The sequence below is a fragment of the Parendozoicomonas verongulae genome (assembly GCF_009711465.1).
Taxonomy (GTDB): Bacteria; Pseudomonadota; Gammaproteobacteria; order Pseudomonadales; family Endozoicomonadaceae; genus Sansalvadorimonas; species Sansalvadorimonas verongulae.
Window position 1 is genome coordinate 34,080 of sequence record NZ_SMME01000871.1, and the last position, 22,956, is coordinate 57,035.

21 protein-coding genes are annotated in these 22,956 nt (G+C 50.8%); 17 read left to right on the forward strand and 4 right to left on the reverse strand.

Annotation, left to right across the window (positions count from 1 at the left end; genetic code table 11):
* Positions 1-3: 3 nt before the first annotated feature.
* The 5 genes from E1189_RS20640 to hypB are packed head-to-tail and all read left to right on the forward strand — an operon-like array spanning position 4 to position 3,752.
* On the forward strand, positions 4-258 hold the full coding sequence (locus E1189_RS20640; protein ID WP_155163057.1) for a HypC/HybG/HupF family hydrogenase formation chaperone: 255 nt from the start codon (positions 4-6) through the stop codon (positions 256-258).
* Between the two features lie 22 nt (positions 259-280).
* The gene (hypD, locus tag E1189_RS20645; protein WP_155163058.1) at positions 281-1,429 is read left to right on the forward strand and encodes a hydrogenase formation protein HypD; all 1,149 of its coding nucleotides are present in this window, start codon (positions 281-283) and stop codon (positions 1,427-1,429) included.
* Positions 1,426-2,424 (forward strand): hydrogenase expression/formation protein HypE, encoded by a 999-nt coding sequence (gene hypE / locus E1189_RS20650; RefSeq protein WP_155163059.1) that lies wholly within the window; start codon positions 1,426-1,428, stop codon positions 2,422-2,424. The genes hypD and hypE overlap by 4 nt, the downstream gene beginning before the upstream one ends.
* A 10-nt stretch (positions 2,425-2,434) precedes the next feature.
* Positions 2,435-2,782 carry a hydrogenase maturation nickel metallochaperone HypA gene (hypA, locus tag E1189_RS20655; protein WP_155163060.1) on the forward strand — a complete coding sequence of 116 codons (348 nt, stop codon included), beginning with the start codon at positions 2,435-2,437 and terminating at the stop codon, positions 2,780-2,782.
* A 1-nt stretch (position 2,783) separates the two neighbouring features.
* On the forward strand, positions 2,784-3,752 hold the full coding sequence (hypB, locus tag E1189_RS20660; RefSeq protein ID WP_155163061.1) for a hydrogenase nickel incorporation protein HypB: 969 nt from the start codon (positions 2,784-2,786) through the stop codon (positions 3,750-3,752).
* A gap of 60 nt (positions 3,753-3,812) precedes the next feature.
* Here hypB and E1189_RS20665 read toward each other — a convergent pair whose 3' ends face one another.
* A complete protein-coding gene (locus E1189_RS20665) occupies positions 3,813-4,004 on the reverse strand; it encodes a CopG family ribbon-helix-helix protein (RefSeq protein WP_155163062.1) in 192 nt (63 codons plus the stop codon).
* Positions 4,005-4,053: 49 nt separating this feature from the next.
* Positions 4,054-4,419, reverse strand: coding sequence for a glutathione S-transferase N-terminal domain-containing protein (locus E1189_RS20670; RefSeq protein WP_155163063.1), 366 nt, complete (start codon positions 4,417-4,419; stop codon positions 4,054-4,056).
* Between the two features lie 115 nt (positions 4,420-4,534).
* Here E1189_RS20670 and E1189_RS20675 point away from each other — a divergent pair, with 115 nt between their 5' ends.
* Positions 4,535-5,938 (forward strand): hypothetical protein, encoded by a 1,404-nt coding sequence (locus E1189_RS20675; protein ID WP_155163064.1) that lies wholly within the window; start codon positions 4,535-4,537, stop codon positions 5,936-5,938.
* 104 nt (positions 5,939-6,042) lie between these two features.
* The gene (locus E1189_RS20680) at positions 6,043-6,378 is read left to right on the forward strand and encodes a PBPRA1643 family SWIM/SEC-C metal-binding motif protein (protein ID WP_155163065.1); all 336 of its coding nucleotides are present in this window, start codon (positions 6,043-6,045) and stop codon (positions 6,376-6,378) included.
* Positions 6,379-6,478: 100 nt separating this feature from the next.
* Here E1189_RS20680 and E1189_RS20685 read toward each other — a convergent pair whose 3' ends face one another.
* Entirely contained in the window at positions 6,479-7,180 is a 702-nt protein-coding gene (locus E1189_RS20685; protein ID WP_155163066.1) for an SDR family oxidoreductase, read from the reverse strand.
* A gap of 113 nt (positions 7,181-7,293) precedes the next feature.
* Entirely contained in the window at positions 7,294-8,121 is an 828-nt protein-coding gene (locus E1189_RS20690; protein WP_155163067.1) for a syntaxin family protein, read from the reverse strand.
* A gap of 284 nt (positions 8,122-8,405) precedes the next feature.
* Between E1189_RS20690 and E1189_RS20695 the strand changes: the two genes are divergently transcribed.
* The 10 genes from E1189_RS20695 to E1189_RS20740 all read left to right on the forward strand — a co-directional run bounded on the left by E1189_RS20695 (position 8,406) and on the right by E1189_RS20740 (position 22,947).
* On the forward strand, positions 8,406-9,287 hold the full coding sequence (locus E1189_RS20695; protein ID WP_155163068.1) for an NAD(+) kinase: 882 nt from the start codon (positions 8,406-8,408) through the stop codon (positions 9,285-9,287).
* Between the two features lie 10 nt (positions 9,288-9,297).
* Positions 9,298-10,173 (forward strand): rhomboid family intramembrane serine protease, encoded by an 876-nt coding sequence (locus E1189_RS20700; RefSeq protein ID WP_155163069.1) that lies wholly within the window; start codon positions 9,298-9,300, stop codon positions 10,171-10,173.
* A 21-nt stretch (positions 10,174-10,194) separates the two neighbouring features.
* Entirely contained in the window at positions 10,195-10,473 is a 279-nt protein-coding gene (locus E1189_RS20705; protein WP_155163070.1) for a YeaC family protein, read from the forward strand.
* A complete protein-coding gene (locus E1189_RS20710) occupies positions 10,473-11,333 on the forward strand; it encodes a DUF2797 domain-containing protein (protein ID WP_196221544.1) in 861 nt (286 codons plus the stop codon). The genes E1189_RS20705 and E1189_RS20710 overlap by 1 nt, the downstream gene beginning before the upstream one ends.
* A gap of 205 nt (positions 11,334-11,538) precedes the next feature.
* On the forward strand, positions 11,539-14,178 hold the full coding sequence (gene pepN, locus E1189_RS20715) for an aminopeptidase N (RefSeq protein WP_155163071.1): 2,640 nt from the start codon (positions 11,539-11,541) through the stop codon (positions 14,176-14,178).
* Positions 14,179-14,464: 286 nt separating this feature from the next.
* Positions 14,465-16,426 (forward strand): DUF1302 domain-containing protein, encoded by a 1,962-nt coding sequence (locus E1189_RS20720; RefSeq protein WP_155163072.1) that lies wholly within the window; start codon positions 14,465-14,467, stop codon positions 16,424-16,426.
* A gap of 105 nt (positions 16,427-16,531) precedes the next feature.
* Positions 16,532-17,905, forward strand: coding sequence for a DUF1329 domain-containing protein (locus E1189_RS20725; protein ID WP_155163073.1), 1,374 nt, complete (start codon positions 16,532-16,534; stop codon positions 17,903-17,905).
* Between the two features lie 90 nt (positions 17,906-17,995).
* Complete coding sequence (locus tag E1189_RS20730; protein ID WP_155163074.1) at positions 17,996-18,961, forward strand: WD40/YVTN/BNR-like repeat-containing protein; 966 nt, start codon at positions 17,996-17,998, stop codon at positions 18,959-18,961.
* 15 nt (positions 18,962-18,976) lie between these two features.
* On the forward strand, positions 18,977-21,334 hold the full coding sequence (locus tag E1189_RS20735) for an efflux RND transporter permease subunit (protein ID WP_155163075.1): 2,358 nt from the start codon (positions 18,977-18,979) through the stop codon (positions 21,332-21,334).
* Positions 21,335-21,510: 176 nt separating this feature from the next.
* Positions 21,511-22,947 carry a protein kinase domain-containing protein gene (locus E1189_RS20740; protein ID WP_155163076.1) on the forward strand — a complete coding sequence of 479 codons (1,437 nt, stop codon included), beginning with the start codon at positions 21,511-21,513 and terminating at the stop codon, positions 22,945-22,947.
* Positions 22,948-22,956 lie beyond the last annotated feature (9 nt).

Sequence of the window (22,956 nt, forward strand, 5' to 3'; positions counted from 1 at the left end):
TTTATGTGCTTATGTGTTCCTTCACAAATTGTTGAACTCCACGAGGATTCCACTGCCACTGTGGAAACCATGGGGGTTCGTAAACGAGTCAGTGTCCATCTGTTAAGTGATTCGCTGGCTGTGGGCAACTATCTGCTGGTCCACGTCGGCTTTGCCATCAGCAGAATCGATGAGAAGGACGCCCTCGAAAGCCTGCAGGAATACGCCAACCTCAGAGAAGAACTGGGTGAGGAAGAATTCAGCAGACTGCTGGTATAACAGTCAGTCTGAGAGTAACGAAATGAAAGATATTGAACTGAAAACCCTCAGTGCCGGTTTCCGTGACCCTGAGGTGATCCACTCCCTGACCCGCAAGATTAACAAGCTGGCGACAGAGTTGAACGACTCCATTCAGGTGATGGAAGTATGTGGCGGTCATACCCACACCATTATGAAATACGGCCTTAATCAGCAGATGCCGGACAACATCGAGTTCATTCATGGGCCCGGTTGTCCTGTGTGCATTATGCCCAAGGAACGTATCAACCATGCTGTTGAACTGGCGGAACAGCCCAATGTGATTCTGGTGACACTGGGAGACATGATTCGTGTTCCTGGCTCTAAAGGTTCTCTGGCTGAGTGCCGTGCCCGTGGCGGTGATGTGCGCTCTGTGTACGATCCTATGGATGCTCTGACCATCGCTAAGGAAAACCCTGAGAAAACCGTTATCTACTTCGCTATCGGTTTTGAAACTACTACCCCCATGACGGCGGTACTGGTGGAACTGGCGGAAACTCAGGGTATTGAAAACCTGCTGTTCCATGTAAACCACGTGCTGGTGCCTCCGGCTGTGGATGCCATCCTTTCTGATGATGATTGCCGGGTCAACGCGCTTATTGGCCCGTCTCACGTGAGTGTGATTGCCGGTGCAGAGATTTATCAGCCATTGGTAGATGAATACAACGTGCCAGTGGTAGTGAGTGGCTTTGAACCGGTGGATGTGCTGGAAACCATGCTCAACATTGTTGAGCAGAAGCTGGAAGAGCAGAAATCCGGTGAAAAGCCTAAATTACAGCTGCAGTACTCCCGTGCTGTGGTACCCGGTGGTAACACAGCAGCCCAGAAGAAGGTCGATGACTGCTTTGAACCCCGTGAGCACTTCCGTTTCCGTGGTTTGGGAGATATTCCCGGTTCTGCCCTGAAACTGCGGGACAAGTACGCTCACCGTGATGCGGAGCTGATTTACAGCGACAAGCTCTCTACCGAAGAACTGGACGACCATAAAGTGTGTCTTTGCCCATCTATTCTCCGTGGTCAGGCGAAACCCTATGAGTGTCGTGCATTTGGTAAAGCCTGCACACCGTCTCGCCCTATGGGTAGCTGCATGGTCAGCTCTGAGGGTGCCTGCAATGCTTATTTCCGCTACTCCGACCTGACGGATTCCGAATGAAAGCCAAAGAGATTCAATTAAGCCACGGCAGTGGCGGCCAGGAGATGAATGATCTTCTGGGACGTCTGTTCTACAAGCATTTTGCCAACGATATTCTGCTGAAGGCGGAAGATGCCGCCATGCTGCAGATGGATGGCCCCATTGCCTTTACCACCGACAGTTTTACTGTGTCGCCGTTGTTTTTCCCCGGTGGCAATATCGGCAAGCTGGCTATTGCCGGCACAGTGAATGACCTTGCTATGGCCGGTGCTCAGCCGGAGTATTTGAGCAGCAGCTTTGTGATTGAGGAAGGTTTCTCCATTGAACAGCTGACCACTATTGTGGAAAGCATGGCGAAGGAGCTGGAGAAGTCTGGCGCTAAAATCGTCTGTGGTGATACTAAGGTTGTGCCCCGGGGCACGCTGGATGGGGTGATTATCAATACCAGCGGTGTGGGTTCTGTAAAGTATGCGGGGCTGTCTGCCAGCAATGTGCAGCCGGATGATGCGATTCTGGTTTCCCGTAATGTGGGCAGCCATGGTAGCTGTATTCTGATGGCCCGTGATGAGCTGAAGCTGGAATCTGACCTTGTGAGTGATTGCGACACGCTCTGGCCTCAGGTGAAGGCGTTAATGGATGCGGGTGTTGAGCTGCACAGCCTGCGGGATGCCACCCGTGGTGGCTTGGCGGCGGTGCTGAATGAATGGACGGCGTCGTCCAGGGTCGGCATTCATGTTCAGGAGAAGGCTATTCCGATTCTGGATGAAGTTCATGGTTTGTGTGAGCTGTATGGTTTTGAGCCTTGTGATCTGGCGAATGAAGGCACGATGATTCTGGCGGTGCCCAGGGTTGAGGCTGAAAAGGCTTTGGCTGTTTTGCGGGAGTTTCATTCGGATGCAGCCTGTATTGGTTGTGCTGCTGAAGCAGATAAGCATCGGGTGACTTTGACTACGCCCTGGGGGAGTCGTCGTTATCTGGATATGCCCCGTGGAGAGTTGTTGCCTCGGATTTGTTGAGAATGCCCCTATGCATGAAATGTCCCTGACTATGAGCATGATCGAGCTTGCGGAAGAGCATTGCCGTAAGGCCGATCCCTCTGTGAAGAAGATTACTGGTATCTGGCTGGAGATAGGCGCGCTGTCCTGTGCTGAGCCAGAGACTATTGAATACTGTTTTGATGTCGCTCGTCGTACGACGATGGCGGAAGACGCAAAACTGCATATCGTGCGAGCCAAAGGTGTGGCCTGGTGTGTGGATTGCGAGAAAGAGATTCAGCTGGAAGTGCGGGGCATGGCCTGCCCACACTGCAACGGTTTTAACTTACGACTGACCGCAGGCGATGAGCTGCGGATCAAAGATATTGAGGTAGAGTAGTATGTGCGGCGTTTGCGGCTGTGGAGACAGCCATATTGAAGGTGATGAACATCACGGACATTCCCACGATCATGGGCACGGACATCATCACCATCACGGCCATAGCCATGGGCATCAGCCTCAGCCAACAGTGATTGTGCATCATCACCACTACTACGGAGTGATGCCTCCTGCTGCAGGGGCTCCTGCCGTTCACAGCCACGCCCGCAGTGATCATAGCCATCACCATCATGAGGAACACACTCATTCTGCAGATGAAGTCAACAAAGGTCAGGATCTGCATTACGGTCATGGTGAAGCGGGTGTCCATGTGTCTGGCCTGAGCCAGCGTCGTCTGATGAAGATTGAGCGTGATGTGCTGGAAAAGAACGATGAGCTGGCAGCCCATAACCGTGAGCATTTCAAGAAAGATAATCATCTGGTACTGAATCTGGTATCCAGCCCCGGTTCCGGCAAAACGACCACCTTGTGTGAGACCCTGAAACTGCTGAAAGGCAAGCGTAAGCTGGCGGTGATTGAAGGGGATCAGCAAACCACTAACGACGCTGATCGTATTCGTGAAACCGGCGTTCAGGCGTTGCAGGTGAATACCGGCAAAGGCTGTCATCTAGATGCCCAGATGGTGCACGACGCCTGTCACAAGATGGAGCTGGAACCTGAAACCCTGCTGTTTGTTGAGAATGTGGGTAATCTGGTTTGCCCCAGCAGTTTTGATCTGGGCGAAAAATACAAGGTAGCGATTCTGTCTGTTACCGAAGGTGAAGATAAGCCGCTGAAGTACCCCAATATGTTCGCAGCTTCCTCCCTGATGATTATCAACAAAATCGACCTGCTGCCTTATGTGGCCTTCAATGTTGAAAAATGCATTGAGAATGCCCGGAAGGTGAATCCTTATATTCAGGTAATTCAGCTTTCTGCTACCACTGGGGAAGGTATGGAGGCCTGGTTGAGCTGGCTGGAGCAGGCGTAAATCTTGATGCGTTGGACTCAGACCTTGTTGAGTTATGGATAAGGTCTGAGCCGCATTTATTTAATACTTTCCTGTTTCCAGCTCTTTCAAACGTCGACTGGTTTCTTCGATAATCCACCTTTCATGTTCGACAAACTGCTCAATGGCCTTGCGCATGATATATGAGGTGTCACGCTCTGCCAGCTCCGCAATTTTGTTGAGCTGTTGTATGGTTTTCTCTTCCAGTCTTACTGACACAGCTTTGGCTGCCATGTGCGTGATCTCCAATACTATGGTTCGATCTTCTGGCAAGGGTAGTCATTTATGCAGGAAAGCGCTCCTGTAGATACTGAATAATAGCGCTGGATTCATACATCCATGTGACTTCACCATTCTCCTCAATACGCAGGCAGGGCACCTGCACTTTTCCACCCTGACTTTCCAGCTCTTCGCGATAAGTGCCGTAACTGGCTTCACGAGTTTCTATATTCAGGTTGAGCTTGTAAATCGCACGGCGGGTTTTTATGCAGAATGGGCAGGCATAGAACTGATAGAGAACCATGGATTGAGTGGTCGCGTTGGTCGCAGCCTGATTCTCTGCAGAGCGTTTTAATCTTCCAAAGCGGGTCATCAGGTCGGCGGTGGCAATGGTGTAACCGAGCAGGTTGCGGATGGCCTTTAACAGCATGGTGTCTCCCCCTGTGATTTTATTGTGTTGGTATTGTACAGCCTCCTGAAGAGATGTCTTGTATCAATATTTTACACTGACATTTTTTGTACCCTCCCCAGCACGGAGGGTCTTTATGCGAAATGGAGTAGCGGTCAAGCGTCATGACCGTTTTCAACTGGAAATCTGTGTGGAAAACACCGATGAGAGCCGCAAGCAAAACATTGATATGTACCTGTGCTTTCCCAAGGCTCTGGATATCACACCCAAAACTTATCGTAGAAGTACATTCTACCGGGATAAAAAGAGTGGTTTGCAACTTCTTCCGGAGATGATCGATCTGACCGGCTCACCCCTGACCTGCTGTCGAGCGATAAGAGTGTTCCTTCACCCCCAGAGCGTCAGTACCGATAAGGATTATCGTCATCTTCTCAAGCTATTCAGCTGTGCATTTTCCCGCTCCCTGCAACGAACGCTGGACAATCTTGACAATGATGCCTGCGAGGAATTTCTGGCTATAGACAACAATGTTCGACTGATGCTGGCATTGTTGCGCCGGCACTCTCCCGAGGGAGACAAGCGACAGAGTTACTTCCGCTTTCTTGATGGCTATTTAAGCACTGTTATGAATCAGGCTTATTTGAGCCTGTTTGCTCGACTCCCTGACTTTCAGGCCCGCCAGCAGCTTCTGAACACTATCGCTCTGGAAATCAAATACCGGGAGGGCGCAGGACTTTCCAGTTTTGATAACAGCCACCGGGCCGGAAAGGCTTACCGTCGTCTGGCGACGCAACGTAAATACAGTGAAAGTGTGCTGCATCTTGAAAACAGTTCACGCCCCCACGGGGTTCTGGTTCAGCAGATGGCTTATAGTCTTGTAGCAGGCCTGGCTATGGCGATTGCTACGGTGATTGCATTCTGGTCCCAGAAAAGGTTTGGCAACCTGACCATGAACTTTATGATATGCATGGTGCTGGGGTACATGCTGAAGGATCGGGTGAAGGCACTGGGCACCAGTTTCACCGACCGGCGTCTGGGACGGGTTCTTGCAGACTATTTTGGTGAGGCCACTAATAAATACAGCGGCAAGAAAATGGTCAGTGTCCGTGAGGTGGTGAACTTTGCCAGCCAGAATGGTGAAGAGGAGCCTTTTCTTCAAGGCTTCCTGAAAGAAAAGCGCCGCTTTCGGCCCGAGCATTGTGTGAGTATTTTGCGTTACAGCCGGAAGTTGAGGCTGGAAAGGCAGTCACTTCCACCTTTTATCACTGGCGTGTCAGATCGTACCCTTGTGAATGTCGAGGCTATGCTGCGCAATACGGCCTGGGAATCCCGCAGTGTTTATTTTCTGGAAGGGGAGAGGGTGGTGACCGGTTCTGCCCTGCCGGACTATGAGGTGGAGTTGCTTGTGCATTATGGAGATGAGCAGAGAAGTACCTGGAAAGCCTACACGCTCAAGGTAAATAGGAAGGGGATACGCAAGGTGCTGGAGAAAAAGAAGTGGAGTTTTAACGAGACAGTTAATTCAAAAGCGGAAAAGTAAACCTAGCCGGGCTCGGGTTTTTCTAGTAGTGTTCACCGGTTTACTGCCCCGTAGACATGTTTTTGCCTGCCTCGGGGCTTTATCTCTATTTTACAGGTGACCTAATGGGCAAACATTACACCCAGACCAACCTTCAGATTGACGACCGCGTAAGTCAGCGTGATTTCAGTGGTAAGCGTCAGGCACGTCTGGGCACTGAGAAAAATCCAGCCTCCGTCACTGTGCAGACAGAAGAGCGCAAGGCCGAACTGGAAAAAATTTTTCAGGAACATGAATGGGCTTTCTCCATTGCGGTGAATGAAGAAGCTGTTGAAGATGTCAGCGACCTGGAGCTGTTGAAAAAGATTCCAACTACAACAACTGTATTGGAAAAAACACCGGGCCGGAACGATCCCTGCTCTTGCGGGAGTGGTAAGAAGTATAAGAAGTGCTGCGGCTGAAGTTTGAACCCTGACTTCTAAAGCTCAGAGCCTCTTCCCGGCCTGGCCAGGCCGGGAAGTAAGAATAATTGTCTCGTACAGGGCGTTCCAGGCTGTAAAGTTACCAGCCAATAGACGAACCATCGTAGTTCAAAAACTCACCAGAGTTTTCCATGGTTAAGGCAGCAATTGTGGTACGCAGGCCACTGACTGATGCTGGCGTGCTAATCAAGGCACTTGCCCCTCCCATATCTGTTTGTACCCACCCCGGATGATAAATGCCTACGGCGATATCACGCTCGGCCAGATCGTGGGACAGGCTTTTTCCCACCGCGTTCACAGCCGCTTTGGAAGAGCGGTAGATATAACTGCCGCCGCTGGTGTTGTCACTCATACTGCCCATCTTACTGCTAATGATTGCAATCTTTGAGCCGGCACTGAAAAGCCCTGACAGGCTTTGGCTCACCATCATCGGTGCAATAGTATTCACCTGCAGAACTTGCAGCCAGTCCTGGGGCTGGACTTTGCCAAACAGGGCATCCCGAGGGCCATAAATACCGGCATTGTTGATTAGCAGGCTGATGGACTGGCCCTGGAGCTTTTCTGTCAGTTCATCTTTCAGACGATCCAGATCACTCTGGCTGGTGACATCGCCATAGAGAATTGTCAGTTGAGGGTGCTGGTTGGTGAGGGCCGCTAAACCATCGGAGGGGTGTGTGCCTCTGATAATGGCAAAGACGGTGTCTCCGGCTTCAAGGTACTGACGTGTAAACTCCAGCCCAATACCGCGCCTGGCTCCTGTAATCACAATCGTCTGGGACATGTTTTTCTCCATTCGGAAGTTTGGCAAAGGGTGCTTGAATCTCAGGAGTGTAACGATAAAGTGTGCAGACCGCACGAAAGAAAACCCCTGAGAAAGCAGGGGCTGAGGTGAGTTTAAACAGACTCTTCGTGAGGTGTAGTGCCTGGATTGATCGTTTCTGTCAGAAGCTTAAGATCTTCCTCAAGCTTTTGCTTTAGCTCCTGCTTATATGTGAGTGTGGCCTTCAGCGTGTTGGCTTTTTCCAACTGTGCCAATGTCTTTTTCATAGCTTTCAGGTTGGCCTTGTCTGCCTTATCTGGAGTCTTAAGAGCATTCAGAGCCTTGATGTCTTTCTTCAGCTGGTCCTCAATGTTTTGTGTGGATTCGGGCCATGAAGGCTGTGAACGGTATTGCTTTGAGTCTGTTTGCTTACGCATTTTGTGCATCAAGTCATCTGCGCGGTTTATAGCGGCAGTGAACCTGGAGCTGGCTTTTTTCACAGCATCATTCGCGTCACTGATCTTATCTTCAAGTAAGCCGGCTGGCGTCAGGTTGAGCACGGAGCGAGCGCTTTTCAGTGCACCAATGGTGCCGCCGATGCCTGCTCCTGCCACTACCCCAACCCCGGTGCCTAAAGGAATGGCTGCGATGTGCATGGTGAACAGTGCACCCAGGCTACCGACGGCCAGCCCGACAACACCACCAGTGATTGCACCTTTCACGGCCGCATGTAGCGATTTTTTGAGGAGCAGCTTTATCTTTCTGGGTACAGTGACTTTGTAATCATGCCGCAGTTGTTTCTTTTTCAGGGGGCGCAATTCGTCGCTGATGCCTTCTGACAGATGGCGTTCCACATGGTTCTCTGTGCTGATCGCGGGGGCAGCACTTTCTGTGGCCGGGGCGATACTGCTGACACCTATGGTTGCTGGGTCGGCAAACGGTTGTGAAATTGAGTGTGACATGTCCATAGTGATCTCTCCCTGCTGTGTCTTTTGTAATACGCAAGTGAATTTGCTTTGTGTCTTCTCAGTTTTGGCCGGGATTGAATATTCAGCTATGGGCCTTTAGTGGCAATTACGACTTTGGTATGAGGAACTCTTCAAGAGGAATGTGGTCAGCCAGAGCAAAGACAAATGGACTTGCTTCAATCCCTTCGCCGATAATAAGGGGTAAGAGTGCCAATCCTGCGTATTTCAGCGCATAGATGGATGATGGCCGAACAATATTATTGGAATTTCCGGCATTTATGGAACAATTCAAACATATTGGAGTGATAGGGCGGCAGGGTAATGTTCAGGTAGTAGATACATTGAAGCGCCTGAAAAGCTATCTGCTTTCCCGTGAGCTCCAGGTCATTCTTGAAGAGCCTATGGCGCAATTGATGCCAGGGCACGGGCTTCAGGTATGCAGTCGAAAGATGATGGGCGAGGTGTGTGACCTTGTTATTGTGATCGGCGGCGATGGCAGCATGCTCGGCGCAGCACGGGCGCTGGCCCGTCATAATATTCCCGTGCTGGGGGTAAATCGGGGTAGTCTGGGTTTCCTGACTGATGTTCAGCCCGATCATCTGGAAGAACAGGTGGGGGATGTGCTGGATGGCAAGTACTTTATTGAGAATCGCTTCTTGCTGGATGTGACGATAAAGCGTAATGGCGAACTTATCGGCCATGCGGACGCCTTGAACGAGGTCGTGCTGCATCCCGGTAAGGCGACCCGTATGATTGAGTTTGAGCTATTTATAGAGGGCCAGTTTGTTTACAGCCAGCGTTCCGATGGTCTGATTATCGCCACACCCACTGGCTCCACAGCCTATGCGCTTTCTGGCGGAGGGCCTATTATGCACCCGAAGCTGGATGCGGTAGTGCTGGTGCCAATGTTCCCCCATACCCTGAACAGCCGCCCGCTGGTGATCGATGGCAACAGCGAAATCAAAATCGTGATTGGCCGCAATAACCCGACTTATCCGCAACTCTCCTGTGATGGTCAGGTACATATCACCGCTGCGCCCGGTGATACACTGTCGATTCAAAAAAAGCCGTTTAAACTGCGGCTGATTCATCCTTTAAATCATAACTACTACGAAGTGTGTCGCTCCAAGTTAGGCTGGGGCAATCGCCTGGACACTTAAAGAATTCACTATGGACATAATTCGGGTTTTTGATCGCCCTTCGGATGAGGACCTCTTGCCCTTTTCCGCTTTTCTCTGGCAACAGAGTATTCCCCACCGTATTACGGAAGAGGGCGGCCGGCAGGTGCTGTGGATACAGCACCCTGAGCAGATGCGTACCGTACTTGGCTACTACGAGGATTGGAAAGCTGGGCTGCTACAGCTCGAAGAGGCAAAAGTCTCCTGGAAATCTTCCGGTGGGCTGGTGGCCGGGCCGCTGGCGAATTGGAAAAAGATGCCAGCCACGCTGATTTTTCTGCTCATCTGTGCAGTGGTTGCCATTATCACCCATCTTGGTGAAAACAAAGAACTGGTGTCTTTGTTCACAATCACCGATTTTCGCATCACAGGTAACTACATTGAATACGCCAGCCTGAGCACCATGCTGGGGCTGGGGCAGCTATGGCGAGTTATTACCCCTGTCTTTTTGCACTTCGGCATATTCCATTTTGTGTTTAATATGCTGTGGGTGCTGGATTTTGGCTACCGTATTGAATCCCGCCACAAAACGCCGTTTCTTGTTGCGCTGGTGCTGGCAACGGGGCTGATTTCCAATATTGTGCAGTTCTACACCGGGGAAGGTTATCCGCTCTTTGGTGGCATGTCCGGGGTGATTTATGGTCTTCTGGGTTTTTGCTGGGTACGGGAAAAACAGGAACCGGGTCTGTATCAGGTTCCCTCCGGCATCTACCTCTTTATGCTGATGTGGCTGGTGATTGGCGCCACCGGCGTGCTGGGTGCTTTCGGCTTTGGCAAAATTGCCAACGCTGCCCATGTCGGCGGTTTGCTCTCCGGCGTGCTGGCGGGGTGGCTGTTTAACCGGTTTGCTGGTAGAAAGACAGCATAAACCATAAAAGAGGGGGAGATTATGGATTTCCAACAGCTGTTGTCTACTTTGACGCCAGACATTGTCACCAGCCTGAAGCGTGCTGTAGAACTGGGCAAATGGTCCGATGGTCGCAGTCTGACTCAGGAACAAAAAGAGCAAAGCCTGCAGGCGGTGTTAGCCTGGGAAGCCCGCAACCTGCCGGAAGAGCAGCGTACCGGTTATATGCCCCAGGCCTGCAAAAGTTCGGCTGCTCGCTCTGATACTGGCGCCAAGATAGAAAACAGCGAACAAACCATTCTTCGATTTCAGGATGCCTGATGTCCACCGTTGTAAATAATGATGCAATTCAACTGACCGGAACGGTCGCCAAAATGCACACAAAGCTGGGCGAGAACGGTCAGCCTGTGTCTTACAAATTGCCTGTGGGTGATGAATTTATTTCCATGAACGAGGCTATCGGGCGTAAAATTCGCCTGGAATACACTGGAAAAATTTTCTGTACCCACTGTAACCGTAAAACCAAAAAGAGTTTCAGTCAGGGCTTTTGCTGGCCCTGCTTCCAGAAACTGGCCTGTTGCGATAGCTGTATCATGAGTCCGGAAAAGTGCCACTACCATAACGGCACCTGTCGTGAGCCGGAGTGGGGTGAAAAATTCTGCATGACGGACCATGTCGTTTATCTGGCAAACTCCTCCGGCATCAAAGTGGGCATAACCCGCGCCAGCCAGGTGCCGACTCGCTGGATTGATCAGGGTGCGGTGCAGGCGCTGCCTGTTCTTCGGGTTGCCACACGACAACTCTCCGGTTTTGTGGAAGACCTTCTGCGTCAGGACGTCAACGACAGAACCAACTGGCGTGCCATGCTCAAAGGCCAGACAGTTGAAATTGATCTGGAACAGGAGCGTGAACGCCTGCTGGATAAATATGCGGATGGCATTGATGCTCTGCTGCAGGAACATGGCCTGCAGGCTGTTCAGCCAGTCACAGACGCTGTACCTTTAGACATCCACTACCCTGTAACCGAATATCCCACCAAGGTGACATCCTTTAATCTGGATAAGAACCCTGTGGCAGAAGGGGTATTGATGGGCATTAAAGGACAGTATTTGATTTTCGATACCGGCGTTATCAATATCCGCAAGTACACTGCCTACGAATTAAATATCGAAGTTTCTTGATCGCGCAGAAGCTACAAGCGGCGAATCGCGATATCTGAAAGGCTGAGGTTTTACAGAGTATTTCACACACCATGGATGGCGTGAGAGCGACCCAATACAGAGATGTATTGACGGAGCGGAAATACCCTGTGAAACCTCGGCCGAAACTCTATAGTGAAGTCACATTTCCATACTCGGCCAAAAGCTGAGGCTTAAGGGAGAAAGAATGAAAGACGCACAACCACGGGCTATTTATCTCAAGGATTATCAGCAGCCTGATTACTGGATTGATACCACAGCTCTGACCTTCGAGCTGGGTGAAGAATCCACGCTGGTGACATCTACCCTGAACTTTCACCTCAACGAATCCAAAACACACGACAGCCTGCCACCGCTGCCACTGCACGGCACCGACATGGAACTGGTGAGCGTAGCGATTGATGGGGAAGTGATTCCAGCAGATCAGTATCAGGTTGATAAACACCAGCTGATGCTGCAGCCCAAGTCTGACGCTTTTGAAACAACCATCGTGACCCGCATTAAGCCTCAGGAGAACACGTCTCTGGAAGGCTTATATCGCTCCAGCAGTATGTACTGTACTCAGTGTGAGGCCGAGGGTTTCCGCAAAATTACCTACTATCTGGATCGCCCGGATGTCATGTCTGTATTCACCACCACCGTGATTGCAGATAAAGAGAAGTACCCTGTGCTGCTCTCCAACGGTAATGCCATTAAGCGACAGGAGCTGGATAACGGCCGCCATATGGTGACCTGGAATGATCCGTTTAAAAAGCCAGCTTACCTGTTCGCACTGGTGGCCGGTAACCTTGAGTTTATTGAAGACTCCTTCACCACCATGAGTGGCCGTGAAGTGAACCTGAAAATCTTCACCGAAGCCCATAATATCACCAAGTGCGACCACGCCATGCGCTCCCTGAAAAAGGCCATGAAGTGGGACGAAGAGGTGTATGGTCGTGAATACGATCTCGACATGTTTATGATCGTAGCGGTGGATGACTTCAATATGGGGGCCATGGAGAACAAGGGCCTTAACATCTTTAACTCTTCCGCTGTGCTGGCTCGCCCCGATACCGCTACCGATGCTGCATTTCAGCGTATTGAAGCGGTAGTGGCTCATGAATACTTCCATAACTGGTCGGGCAACCGTGTAACCTGCCGTGACTGGTTCCAGCTGAGCCTGAAAGAAGGTTTCACCGTATTCCGTGATGCCGAGTTCTCTGCGGATATGAACTCCCGCACTGTAAAACGTGTGGAAGATGTGAACCTGCTGCGCAGCCATCAGTTTGTGGAAGACGCTGGCCCTATGGCCCACCCCATTCGTCCGGATTCCTTTATCGAAATCAACAACTTCTACACCCTGACGATTTACGAAAAAGGTGCGGAAGTTGTGCGCATGATTCATAACATCGTCGGTAAAGAGGGTTTCCGCAAAGGCTCCGACCTGTACTTTGAACGCCACGACGGTCAGGCGGTGACCACTGAAAACTTCGTATCCGCCATGGAAGATGCCAACGGCGTTGACCTGACCCAGTTCCAGCGTTGGTACAACCAGGCCGGTACACCTGTTCTGGATGTGAGTGATGCTTACGACGAAGAGAAGCAGGAATACAGCCTGACCATCAAGCAAAGCTGCCCGGCTACACCGGGGCAGAACACCAAGCTGCCGTTCCATATTCCCGTGGAAATCGGCCTGCTGGACGGTGAAGGCGAGCCTATGCCTGTGACACCAGACGGTAAGACGACCACGGTTCTGGATCTGAAAGACGAAGAGCAGACCTTTGTATTTGCCGGTATGGATGAACGTCCACTGCCGTCTCTGCTGCGGGGTTTCTCCGCACCGGTTCGCCTGAACTACGACTACAGTCGTGAAGATCTGGTGTTCCTGATGAGCAACGATGAAGATGGCTTTAACCGCTGGGACAGCTGCCAGCGTCTGGCTATCGACGTACTGATGGAGCTGGTAAGCGCCATTCAGGAAGGCAAAGAACTGGTGGTGGACACCAGCCTGATCAACGCTTACGGGCAGCTGCTGGCGGATGAGTCTCTGGATAAGGCGATGGTGGCAGAAATGCTGAACCTGCCTTCCGAAACGTATCTGGCCGAGCAGATGGACGTTATCGATGTTGATGCTATCCACCAGGCCCGCGAGTTTGTGAAGCAGCAGATTGCCGCAGGTTTGAAAGATCAGCTGGTAGACACTTACAAGAAGCTGAGAACAGACAAGCCTTACCAGCCCGAAGCTGCTGATATTGCTGAGCGCTCCCTCAAGAACACCTGTATGGCCTATCTGACTGAGCTGGACGACGTTGTGGGTGTTGATCTGGCAAAAGCCCAGTATGAATCTGCTACCAATATGACTGACACCATGGCCGCCATGGGCTGCCTGATCAATGCCAGCCATGAAAGTGCGGCTCCAGCCGCGAAGATGGTGCTGGCAGAGTTTGCCGAGAAGTGGGCAGACGATAACAATGTGATGGATATGTGGTTCTCTTCCCAGGCCGGCAGTGCAAGCACAAAGCTTGAGACAGTCAAAGCCTTAATGGAGCACCCTTCTTACGACAAGAAGAACCCGAATAAGATGCGTGCCGTAGTGTCTGCCTTCTGTGTGCGTAATCTTGTGAACTTTCATGATCTGTCCGGCTCTGGCTATGAATTCCTGACTGATGAAGTGATTCGTGTCGATGCCCTGAATCCTCAAATGGCTGCCCGCCTGATTAACCCATTAACGCGCTGGAAGCGTTACGATGAAGCGCGCAAAGAGCTGATGCAGAAAGCACTCAAACGTATCCAGAAACATGAATTGTCTGCGGACATCTTTGAAGTGGTGAGCAAATCGTTGGCGTAAACTGACATTTTAACTGGCATAAGAAACCGGCTTGTATGGCCGGTTTCTTCTTTGTAGTGAATTTGTCTACAACTTGTCTGCTTTGTACGTCAAAATACGTACATAAAACTATACAAAAATTACAAATCAGGATAAATTGACCGCAGCCTGAGGTGGGATGGTCAGCTGTTAATCAGGGCAAGTGAAGTGGAGGGGAACCCTTGTCGCTTGAACGAATGGCCAGAGTCCACCCGGGGTGAAAAATTCATCACACAAAAATAAGAACGCCATAAGGTTGATAATAATAATGAAGCTGCGCAGGATTTCTGTTTCTACCCCTATACATATCGCCCCTGCGAAGGCAGGTTTTGCCCTGGCCAGTATTCTGGCAGTGGCTCCGGTTCAGGCTGTTGAGTTTGACCTGATGGATGGCAATGTCTCCGGCTCTCTGGATACCACTGTTTCCTACGGCGCTATGTGGCGTGTGCAGGGACAGGACAAGAATAACGACAGTATGAACGGCAACGATGGAAACCGTAACTACGACACCGGTATCGTATCTCAGGTTTACAAAATTACCTCCGATCTGGAACTGAACTACGAGAACTATGGCCTGTTCGCCCGTGGTACGGCTTTCTATGATTCCGAACTGGGTGGAAGCACTAACTACGGGAAGAAGTCCTGGCATGCTGATCAGCCAAGTCAAGCTCAGAACGCTAACCCCAATAACCCTGCAAACCGTTTTACCAAAGATGCCAGGGATATTTCCGGTAAGGATGCCCAACTACTGGATGCTTATGTTTATGGCAGCTGGGATGTAATGGATCGTCCGGTTGATGTCCGCCTGGGTAAGCAGGTTCTGAGCTGGGGGGAAGGTATCTTCTACCGTAATGGTATTAACACCACCAACCCTCTTGACGCTGCCAAATTCCGCCTGCCCGGCTCTGAACTGAAAGAAGCTCTGATTCCTGTAGAAACCTTTGGTGTGAGCATTGGTTTGACGGATAATCTGTCTATGGATGCGTTCTATCAGTTCAACTTCCGTAAGACTCAGATTGATCCAGTGGGCACTTATTTTGCTGAGACGGATCTTTTTGCTGAGGGTGGTAACACTGCCTACACCCAATCTTTAGGGACAGCTGAGCGGCCTGTTATTCAAGGGTATGCTGGGTCTGCTGCGGTGCAGTCAGGTGCATTAAGGGGTCTTGGTATTACTGGTGAAGCAAATACTTCCTTTTCCTCAATTGGAGTGACGCAGGTAGCACGCATAGGAAAAGATATAAACGCGAGTGATGATGGGCAGTTTGGTGTATCATTCCGATATGTCGCTGAAGAGCTAAATGATACGGAGTTCGGTTTTTATTTTGTGAACTATCACAATAAAGAACCACTTATCTATGCAAAACTGGATAAGGACTTCACGGGAGTAGATATTGCCACACTAACCGGGGCGTTAACTCCTGATTATGGATCAGCAGCTGGAACAACGGCTCAAGGGTTGGCGACTATAGAACTACTGGATAATGTAGAGGCGAATCGGAAGTATGTTGAAGATATCCGAGTTTACGGCTTCAGCTTCAGTACAACATACGGTAATACTTCCTTTGCAGGTGAAGTAGCCTATCGTCCAAATTTACCAATTGGTATAGCAACAACAAATGACCTGCTAGGCGATATGATTCTTCAGGGGGGAACAGTCGCTGATGGTGATACAGGCCTCATAGCAGGTGAGACTGTAGCCTTAGGTGGTGAAGTTAATAACTACGAGCGTGTCGAGTCATATAATATTTCTCTTTCCGCTATCCATAACTTTGGCCCAGTTATGAGCTTTGACTCCTTGTTCGGCATTGTTGAAGTTGCCTCTGAACATCTGCGTGGCTCTAACTTTACGTATAACTCTATTGGAGGTGAACGTAAGTTTGCTGGGCGCGGCGACTGTGCGTACGTTGACTTCAATTCCGGTGAATGTAACGAAGACGACCAAATCTCCAAAAACGCCTACGGCTACAGCGCAGTTCTCGCCGGTTCCTGGAACGACGTTTACGCTGGTGTAACCCTGAACCCCTACCTGCGCTGGAGTCAGGACGTAAAGGGTAATTCCCACCGTACCGGTAACTTCCTGGAAGGAAAGAACTCCATGACTATAGGCATGAAGGCTCAGTACCTGGATCTGGAAGGTGAAATCCAGTACACCGAGTTTACTGGCCCAGGCACTTACAGTCAGCGTGACCGTGACAATATCTCCATCGGTGTGAAATACTCCTTCTAATCGAAGAGATTGCTAAAAACGGGGCTGGTTTTGGCTGGCCCCACTACACTGTTTCGTTGCCATCTCATTCGGGGCTGATATCAGGGCTAAGCGAGAACAAAAATTATGAGAACAACAAGAACACTCATAGCCAGTCTGGCTGCACTTATGTTATGTGCCGGTCCGGTTTCGGCAAAAGTGTCCACCGTCGAAGCCAATAAGCTGGGCAATGAACTCACTCCCCTGGGGGCTGAGCAAAAGGGGAATGCTGATGGCAGTATTCCTGAGTGGAAACCGTTTACCAAAGCAGACTTTCCGGCCAGTTACACCAAGCCCGGTCAGCACCTGCCTAACCCTTATCCTGACGATAAACCGTTGTTTACCATCACAGCCGCGAATCTGGAAAAATACAAAGACAATCTGACTGCTGGTCAGATTGCCCTGTTCAAGGCGTATCCTGATACCTTCCAGATGCCGGTCTATCAGACTCGCCGTAACGCTTACTACCCTGAGCGTATCTACCAGAACACCAAAAAAGCCGCTAAACAAGCCCAGCTTCTGCCCGGTGGTAATGGCTTTACAGGTATCAGTGATGCTTATCCTTTCCCCATTCCCAAGAATGGTCTGGAAGCCCTGTGGAACCACATCGTTCGTTACCGTGGTGAATACCTTGTCCGCCGTGCTTCCGAGGTAGCCGTGCAGAGGAATGGTAGCTACTCGCTGGTCACTTCCCAACAGGAAGTGTATTTCAAGTACAATGATCCCAAGGTGTCTGCTGCCGATCTGGATAACATCATCTTCTACTACCTGTCGTTTACCAAGACACCTGCACGCTTGGCTGGTGGCGCTGTTCTGGTTCACGAAACCCTGGATCAGGTCAGGCAGCCACGTAAGGCGTGGGGTTATAACGCAGGCCAGCGTCGTGTACGCCGTGCACCAAACCTGGCTTACGATACACCAATTGCGGCAGCGGACGGCCTGCGTACAGCCGACGACACCGATATGTATAACGGTGCCCCCGACCGCTATGACTGGAAGCTGTTGGGCAAGAAGGAAGTCTACATTCCTTACAACAACTACGACTTGCTCAGCCCCAAGCTGAAGTATGAAGACATACTGGGCACCGGCCACCTGAACCCTGCCCACACCCGTTACGAGAAGCACCGTGTATGGGTCGTGGAAGGCAACCTGAAGAAAGGTAAGCGTCACATCTACTCCAAGCGTGTAATCTACCTGGATGAAGACAGCTGGGGTGCCGCGGTTGTAGATCAGTACGATGGCCGTGGTGATTTGTGGCGTGTAAACATGGCTTATCTGACTAACATCTACGACATGCCAACCACCTGGACTGTACTGGATACTTTCCATGATTTGCAGTCCCGTCGTTACCATGTTCAGGGTCTGTCAAACGAAGAGTCCGAATTCCTGAACTTCACCAATGCGATCCCCGGTGAGAAGTACTTCAAGCCTTCCGCACTGCGCCGTCGTGGTCGCCGCTAAATTATCTGTATGACCTTTCTGGTGTCCGGCTTTTGTTGAAGCCGGGCTCCAGCCTCAGAACAACCAATAATAATTATCACAGGGTCTGCTATGAAGTTTCCCTCATCCTTACCTTCCGCCTGTTCGGGGCTACTGGCCTTGGGGCTGGCCCTGGCGGGGGGAGTTGCAGCTGCTGAACCGGCTTCTGATCGTGTTCTCTCCTCACTGTTTAATGATATTGACCGCGCTGGTAACAGCTCACGGGTTGTTGCAGTAGGCGACCGGGGTTATGTGGTGTGGTCCGACGATATGGGTAAAGGCTGGAAGCAGACTCAAACCCCTTCTGAAGTGCTGCTGACAGCTGTTGACTTTCCAACCGGGTCTGTTGGCTATGCCGTAGGGCATGATGCTGAAGTGTTTAAATCCCTAGATGGCGGCCAGACCTGGACACGGGTGTATCAGGATATGGAAGCAGAGGTTCCTCTGCTGGACGTGCATTTTACCGACAAAAATACCGGCTTTGCCCTCGGTGCCTACGGTTATCTGATTCATACGACAGATGGCGGTAAAACCTGGCACGACCGCAGGGACTCCGTAGATAACGAAGACGAATTTCACTTCAATGCAATGACCAGTCTGAAAGATGGCACGCTGGTGATGGCCGGCGAAGCGGGCACCCTGTACCGCTCTACCAGCAATGGCTCCGACTGGGAAACCCTCGAAAGCCCCTATGAAGGCTCCTTCTTTGGTGTGCAGTCTCTGGAGCAATTTAATGCTGCAGTCGCTTATGGTTTGCGGGGGAATGCGTTTATTACCGTCGATAGCGGTAAAACCTGGGAAGAGCTGGATACGGGAACTGAACAGTCGCTGTTCAGTGCCGTTGTGTTACCGGGCAATCTTCCTCTGCTGGTCGGTGGCAGTGGCACGCTGGCATTGAACGATGGTGACGACAGTCTGGTTGCCAATCAGCCAGATCGCGCCACCCTGACCGGCGTTGTGCTGGCGCGTGATAATGCTTATATCGTGACCGGCGTTAACGGTGTGAAGCGTGTGAACCCATCCATTCTCGGGCAGTGATTTGGATCTTATTTTATGAGTAATCATCTTTCCACAGAGCCGGTACTGGAGCGCGCGTTTTTTAATAACCGTCTGCCCGTACTGGTGTTCTTTATTCTTGCATCAATCTTTTTGAGCTGGAAACTTACCGGTCTGAAGGTGGATGCCAGCTTTGAAAAAATGATCCCTCTTAAGCACCCGTTTATTATGAACTGGCTTGAGCGTCGGGATGATATGGGCAGCGCCAATACCTTGCGTATTGCCGTAGCCCCTGAAGAGGGTGATATCTTCAGTGCGGGCTATATGAAAACCCTGCAGAGTATCACCGATGAAGTGTTTTATCTTTCCGGTGTTGATCGCATGTCGTTAAAATCCCTGTGGACACCCAATGTTCGCTGGTTGATGGTGACGGAAGAGGGTTTTGAAGGTGGCCCGGTTATTCCTCAGACCTATGATGGCAGTACGACCAGCTTGGAAGAACTGCGCACGAATATCCTTCGCTCCGGCACAGTTGGACGACTGGTGGCCAATGATTTCCAGTCCAGCATTGTGGAATTTCCGCTGTTTGAGCTAAATCCGGAAACCGGTGAGAAACTGGATTATTCTGAGCTTTCCAACGCACTGGAAGAGATGCGTGATAAGTATGCAGGGCAGGGCGTAAACCTTCATATTATAGGCTTTGCCAAAGTGGTGGGTGATCTGTTTGAAGGTGTGAAGTCCATCGGCCTGTTCTTTGTGGTGGCGCTGGTTATCACCGCTGTACTGCTGTTTGCTTACTCCCGTTGCCTGAAATCCACTATCGTGCCGATTATTTGCTCCCTGATTGCGGTGGTGTGGCAGTTGGGCCTGTTAAGTGCTCTTGGCTTTTCTCTGGATTTGTACTCTGTACTGGTGCCGTTTCTGGTGTTTGCTATTGGCGTCAGCCATGGCGTTCAGATTATCAACAACATCGGTATTGAGTCCGCCAAAGGCGCGAACGGCCTGCAGGCCGCTCGCCTTACCTTCCGCGCACTCTACATTCCCGGCATGCTGGCGCTGGTGTCCGATGCTATCGGCTTCCTGACCCTGCTGGTGATTGAGATTGATGTGATTCAGGATCTGGCTATCGCAGCCAGTCTGGGTGTAGCGGTGATTATTCTCACCAACCTTGTGCTGCTGCCTGTGCTGATGTCATGGGTGGGTGTCAGCAAGAATGTACGCGAGCGTGGGGATACCAGCCAGCAGAAATCGCCGACATGGACGCTGATCTCCAAGTTCTCACATCCTTATGTGGCTCCGGTTTCCATTGTTCTGGCGCTGGCGGGTTTCAGCTATGGCTGGATAATGAAGTCTGAGCTGAAGATTGGTGACCTTGACCCGGGTGCTCCCGAGTTGCGAGCCGACTCCCGTTATAATCTGGACAATGCCTTTATCACCGGCAACTACTCCACCAGTGCTGATACCTTCGTGACCATGGTGGAAACTGGTGTGGAGCAATGCTCCAGTTTCGAGGTGATGAACGCTGTTGATAAGTACATGTGGCATATGTCACAAGTGCAGGGTGTTCAGGATGCGGTGTCGATGGTGACCGTTGCTAAGCAGGTGATTCGTGGTCTGAACGAAGGCAACCCGCAATGGCAGGCGCTTTCCCGTAACCAGTATGTGCTGAACAACGCCATCAGTAACGGTACAGCCAGGCAGTTATACAACGACAATTGCAGTCTGGCGCCGGTTCTGTTGTTCCTGGAAGATCACAAGGCTGAAACTCTGAAACGAGTGGTTGAAGCCACCAAGGTATTTGCTGAAGCCAATAATACCGACGACATTCAGTTCCTGATGGCCACCGGTAACTCCGGTGTGGAAGCGGCCACTAACGAAGTTATCTCTTCTGCCCAGAACCTGATGCTGGTATGGGTGTACTCTGTAGTGAGTGTGCTCTGCCTGCTGACTTTCCGCTCAGTGCGGGCTGTAATCTGTATTATCGTGCCGTTGGCGCTCACTTCACTGCTGTGTCAGGCACTGATGGTGCATCTGGGAATTGGTGTGAAGGTGGCAACACTGCCGGTTATTGCACTGGGCGTGGGAATTGGTGTGGATTACGGTATCTATATCTTTACTCGGCTGGAAGGCTTCCTGAAACAGGGCATGAACCTGCAGCAGGCTTACTATGAAACACTGCGTACCACCGGTAAGGCGGTTGTGTTTACTGGTGTGACTCTGGCTATCGGCGTATGCACGTGGATCTTCTCGCCGATCAAGTTCCAGGCAGATATGGGTATGTTGCTTACCTTTATGTTCCTGTGGAATATGTTTGGTGCCATTTGGCTGTTGCCTGCTCTGGCGCGGTTCTTTATCCGCCCTGAGAAGATTGTCACGCCAGACAAGGGTGACGTTCGTTCTGCTGGAACACTGTAATCGTCCTCTGGGAACGCTGAGTCAAAAAACAGTCTAAACCGGCGTCTTAAATGCGCGATAAACGCAGGTTTATCGCGCATTTCTATTTTCAAACTTCGCTGTAACAGCTCGGGGAGAGCTGATACCTATACTGTCAGGGAGCTCGGAGTATTAAGGATGTATTCAAGGAGTTGAGCATGGGCCCCATCGGAGCAGGGCAGGGTAAAAGACGGCCAGACAAATTAGACGTTCAAGCACGTGTGAAGTATCAGCGACAACAACTTGTTGAGCATCGCAATAAACAGCTTGCGGTAAACCCGGATCCAGTCAGAAAACTGTCCCTCTCCAGCAGCGGTGACTCAGGTTACAACAGCCCCCAGACGCCTTCTCCGAACCTCAGTCGTTTTGAGTCGGTTAAAGCTCTGCCCTCTGCAGTCGAGTATGAGTATCCTGCACCTCCCATCGATATTGAAAGTAGCTCTCTGGATACGGAACACCCTCTTTATTGCACGGATAGTGTCGAACTCATACCACTTCTGGATGCCAATGGGCAGGACACAGGCCTGCTATTGAAAACTCTGCCGGAGTCGCTTGAGGCAAAAGGTAAGGAAGGCAAGAAAGCCTGGGCACTGAAAAGTCTTGAGAATGAAGCTTATGCCTTCAAGCATATTCCCAGCAGTGAGAAATTGGTGCAGTGCTTTGGTATGCATACCATTAACGAGCGGCGGGGCATTCTGCTGGAGAAAATTCAGGGCTCCACTCTGGAAGACAAGTTTAAAGAGTTACGGGTATTGCATCAGGAGAAGGTTATTAATTCAATACAATTTCGAACCGCTACTCAACGACTTCTTTGCCAGGCGGCAGAATGTATGAAGGTCGTACACGATGCAGGCTTCATGCATGCTGATTTTCGCCCCCATAACCTGATGTATGATACCCAAAAGAAACATTTGCGCCTGATTGATCTGGGCACCACCACCCATGTTGGGGAAAAGGCAAGACCTGGTCATGAGTGGTTTGTCGATCCTGCTGCGGTCTCGTTTAAAGTTAACGACCGTCGTCGTTATATGTCTACTCCCCCAGCCGGGCGTGAAGAGCTGAATAAGTTTTCTGAGCGAGAACTGGAGGAACTGCCAAGGGGGGCGATGACAGAGCCCAAAGTGGATATTTACGGCTTGGGACAGATGGCCTATATGCAGGGGCTCAGTGACGGGGAGGACCCTGAAATCTTTACGTTGGGGGCGAATATTTCAGGCATTCGGGCAAATACAGAGCTTGCTATTCAACGGCAGTTCAGTAGCCTGCCTGTGCGTTACCAAAAGTTCCCTGTGCTGCCCCTTCACCTGGATCGGAAAATGTTTCCCAAACATGAACTTGCTAAAGCCGTCCGGCAAACAGATACCGCCAAGAAAATTGGTCGTGATTACATACAGTTTGTGAACGCAACACTGGCCCCTTTGCGGGATAATCGCTCAACAATTGATGAAGTGCTGGCTCTTCCCTATATGCAGATGAGCTTGTTCCAGAGTAATCTGGCCGATCAGGTTTTAAATACCAGCACGGATAAATACAGAACCATAGAGCAGGAGCGGATCCGGAAGGAAACGTTGAAATGGAATTCCCCTCGCACCTGAATGGAGGGG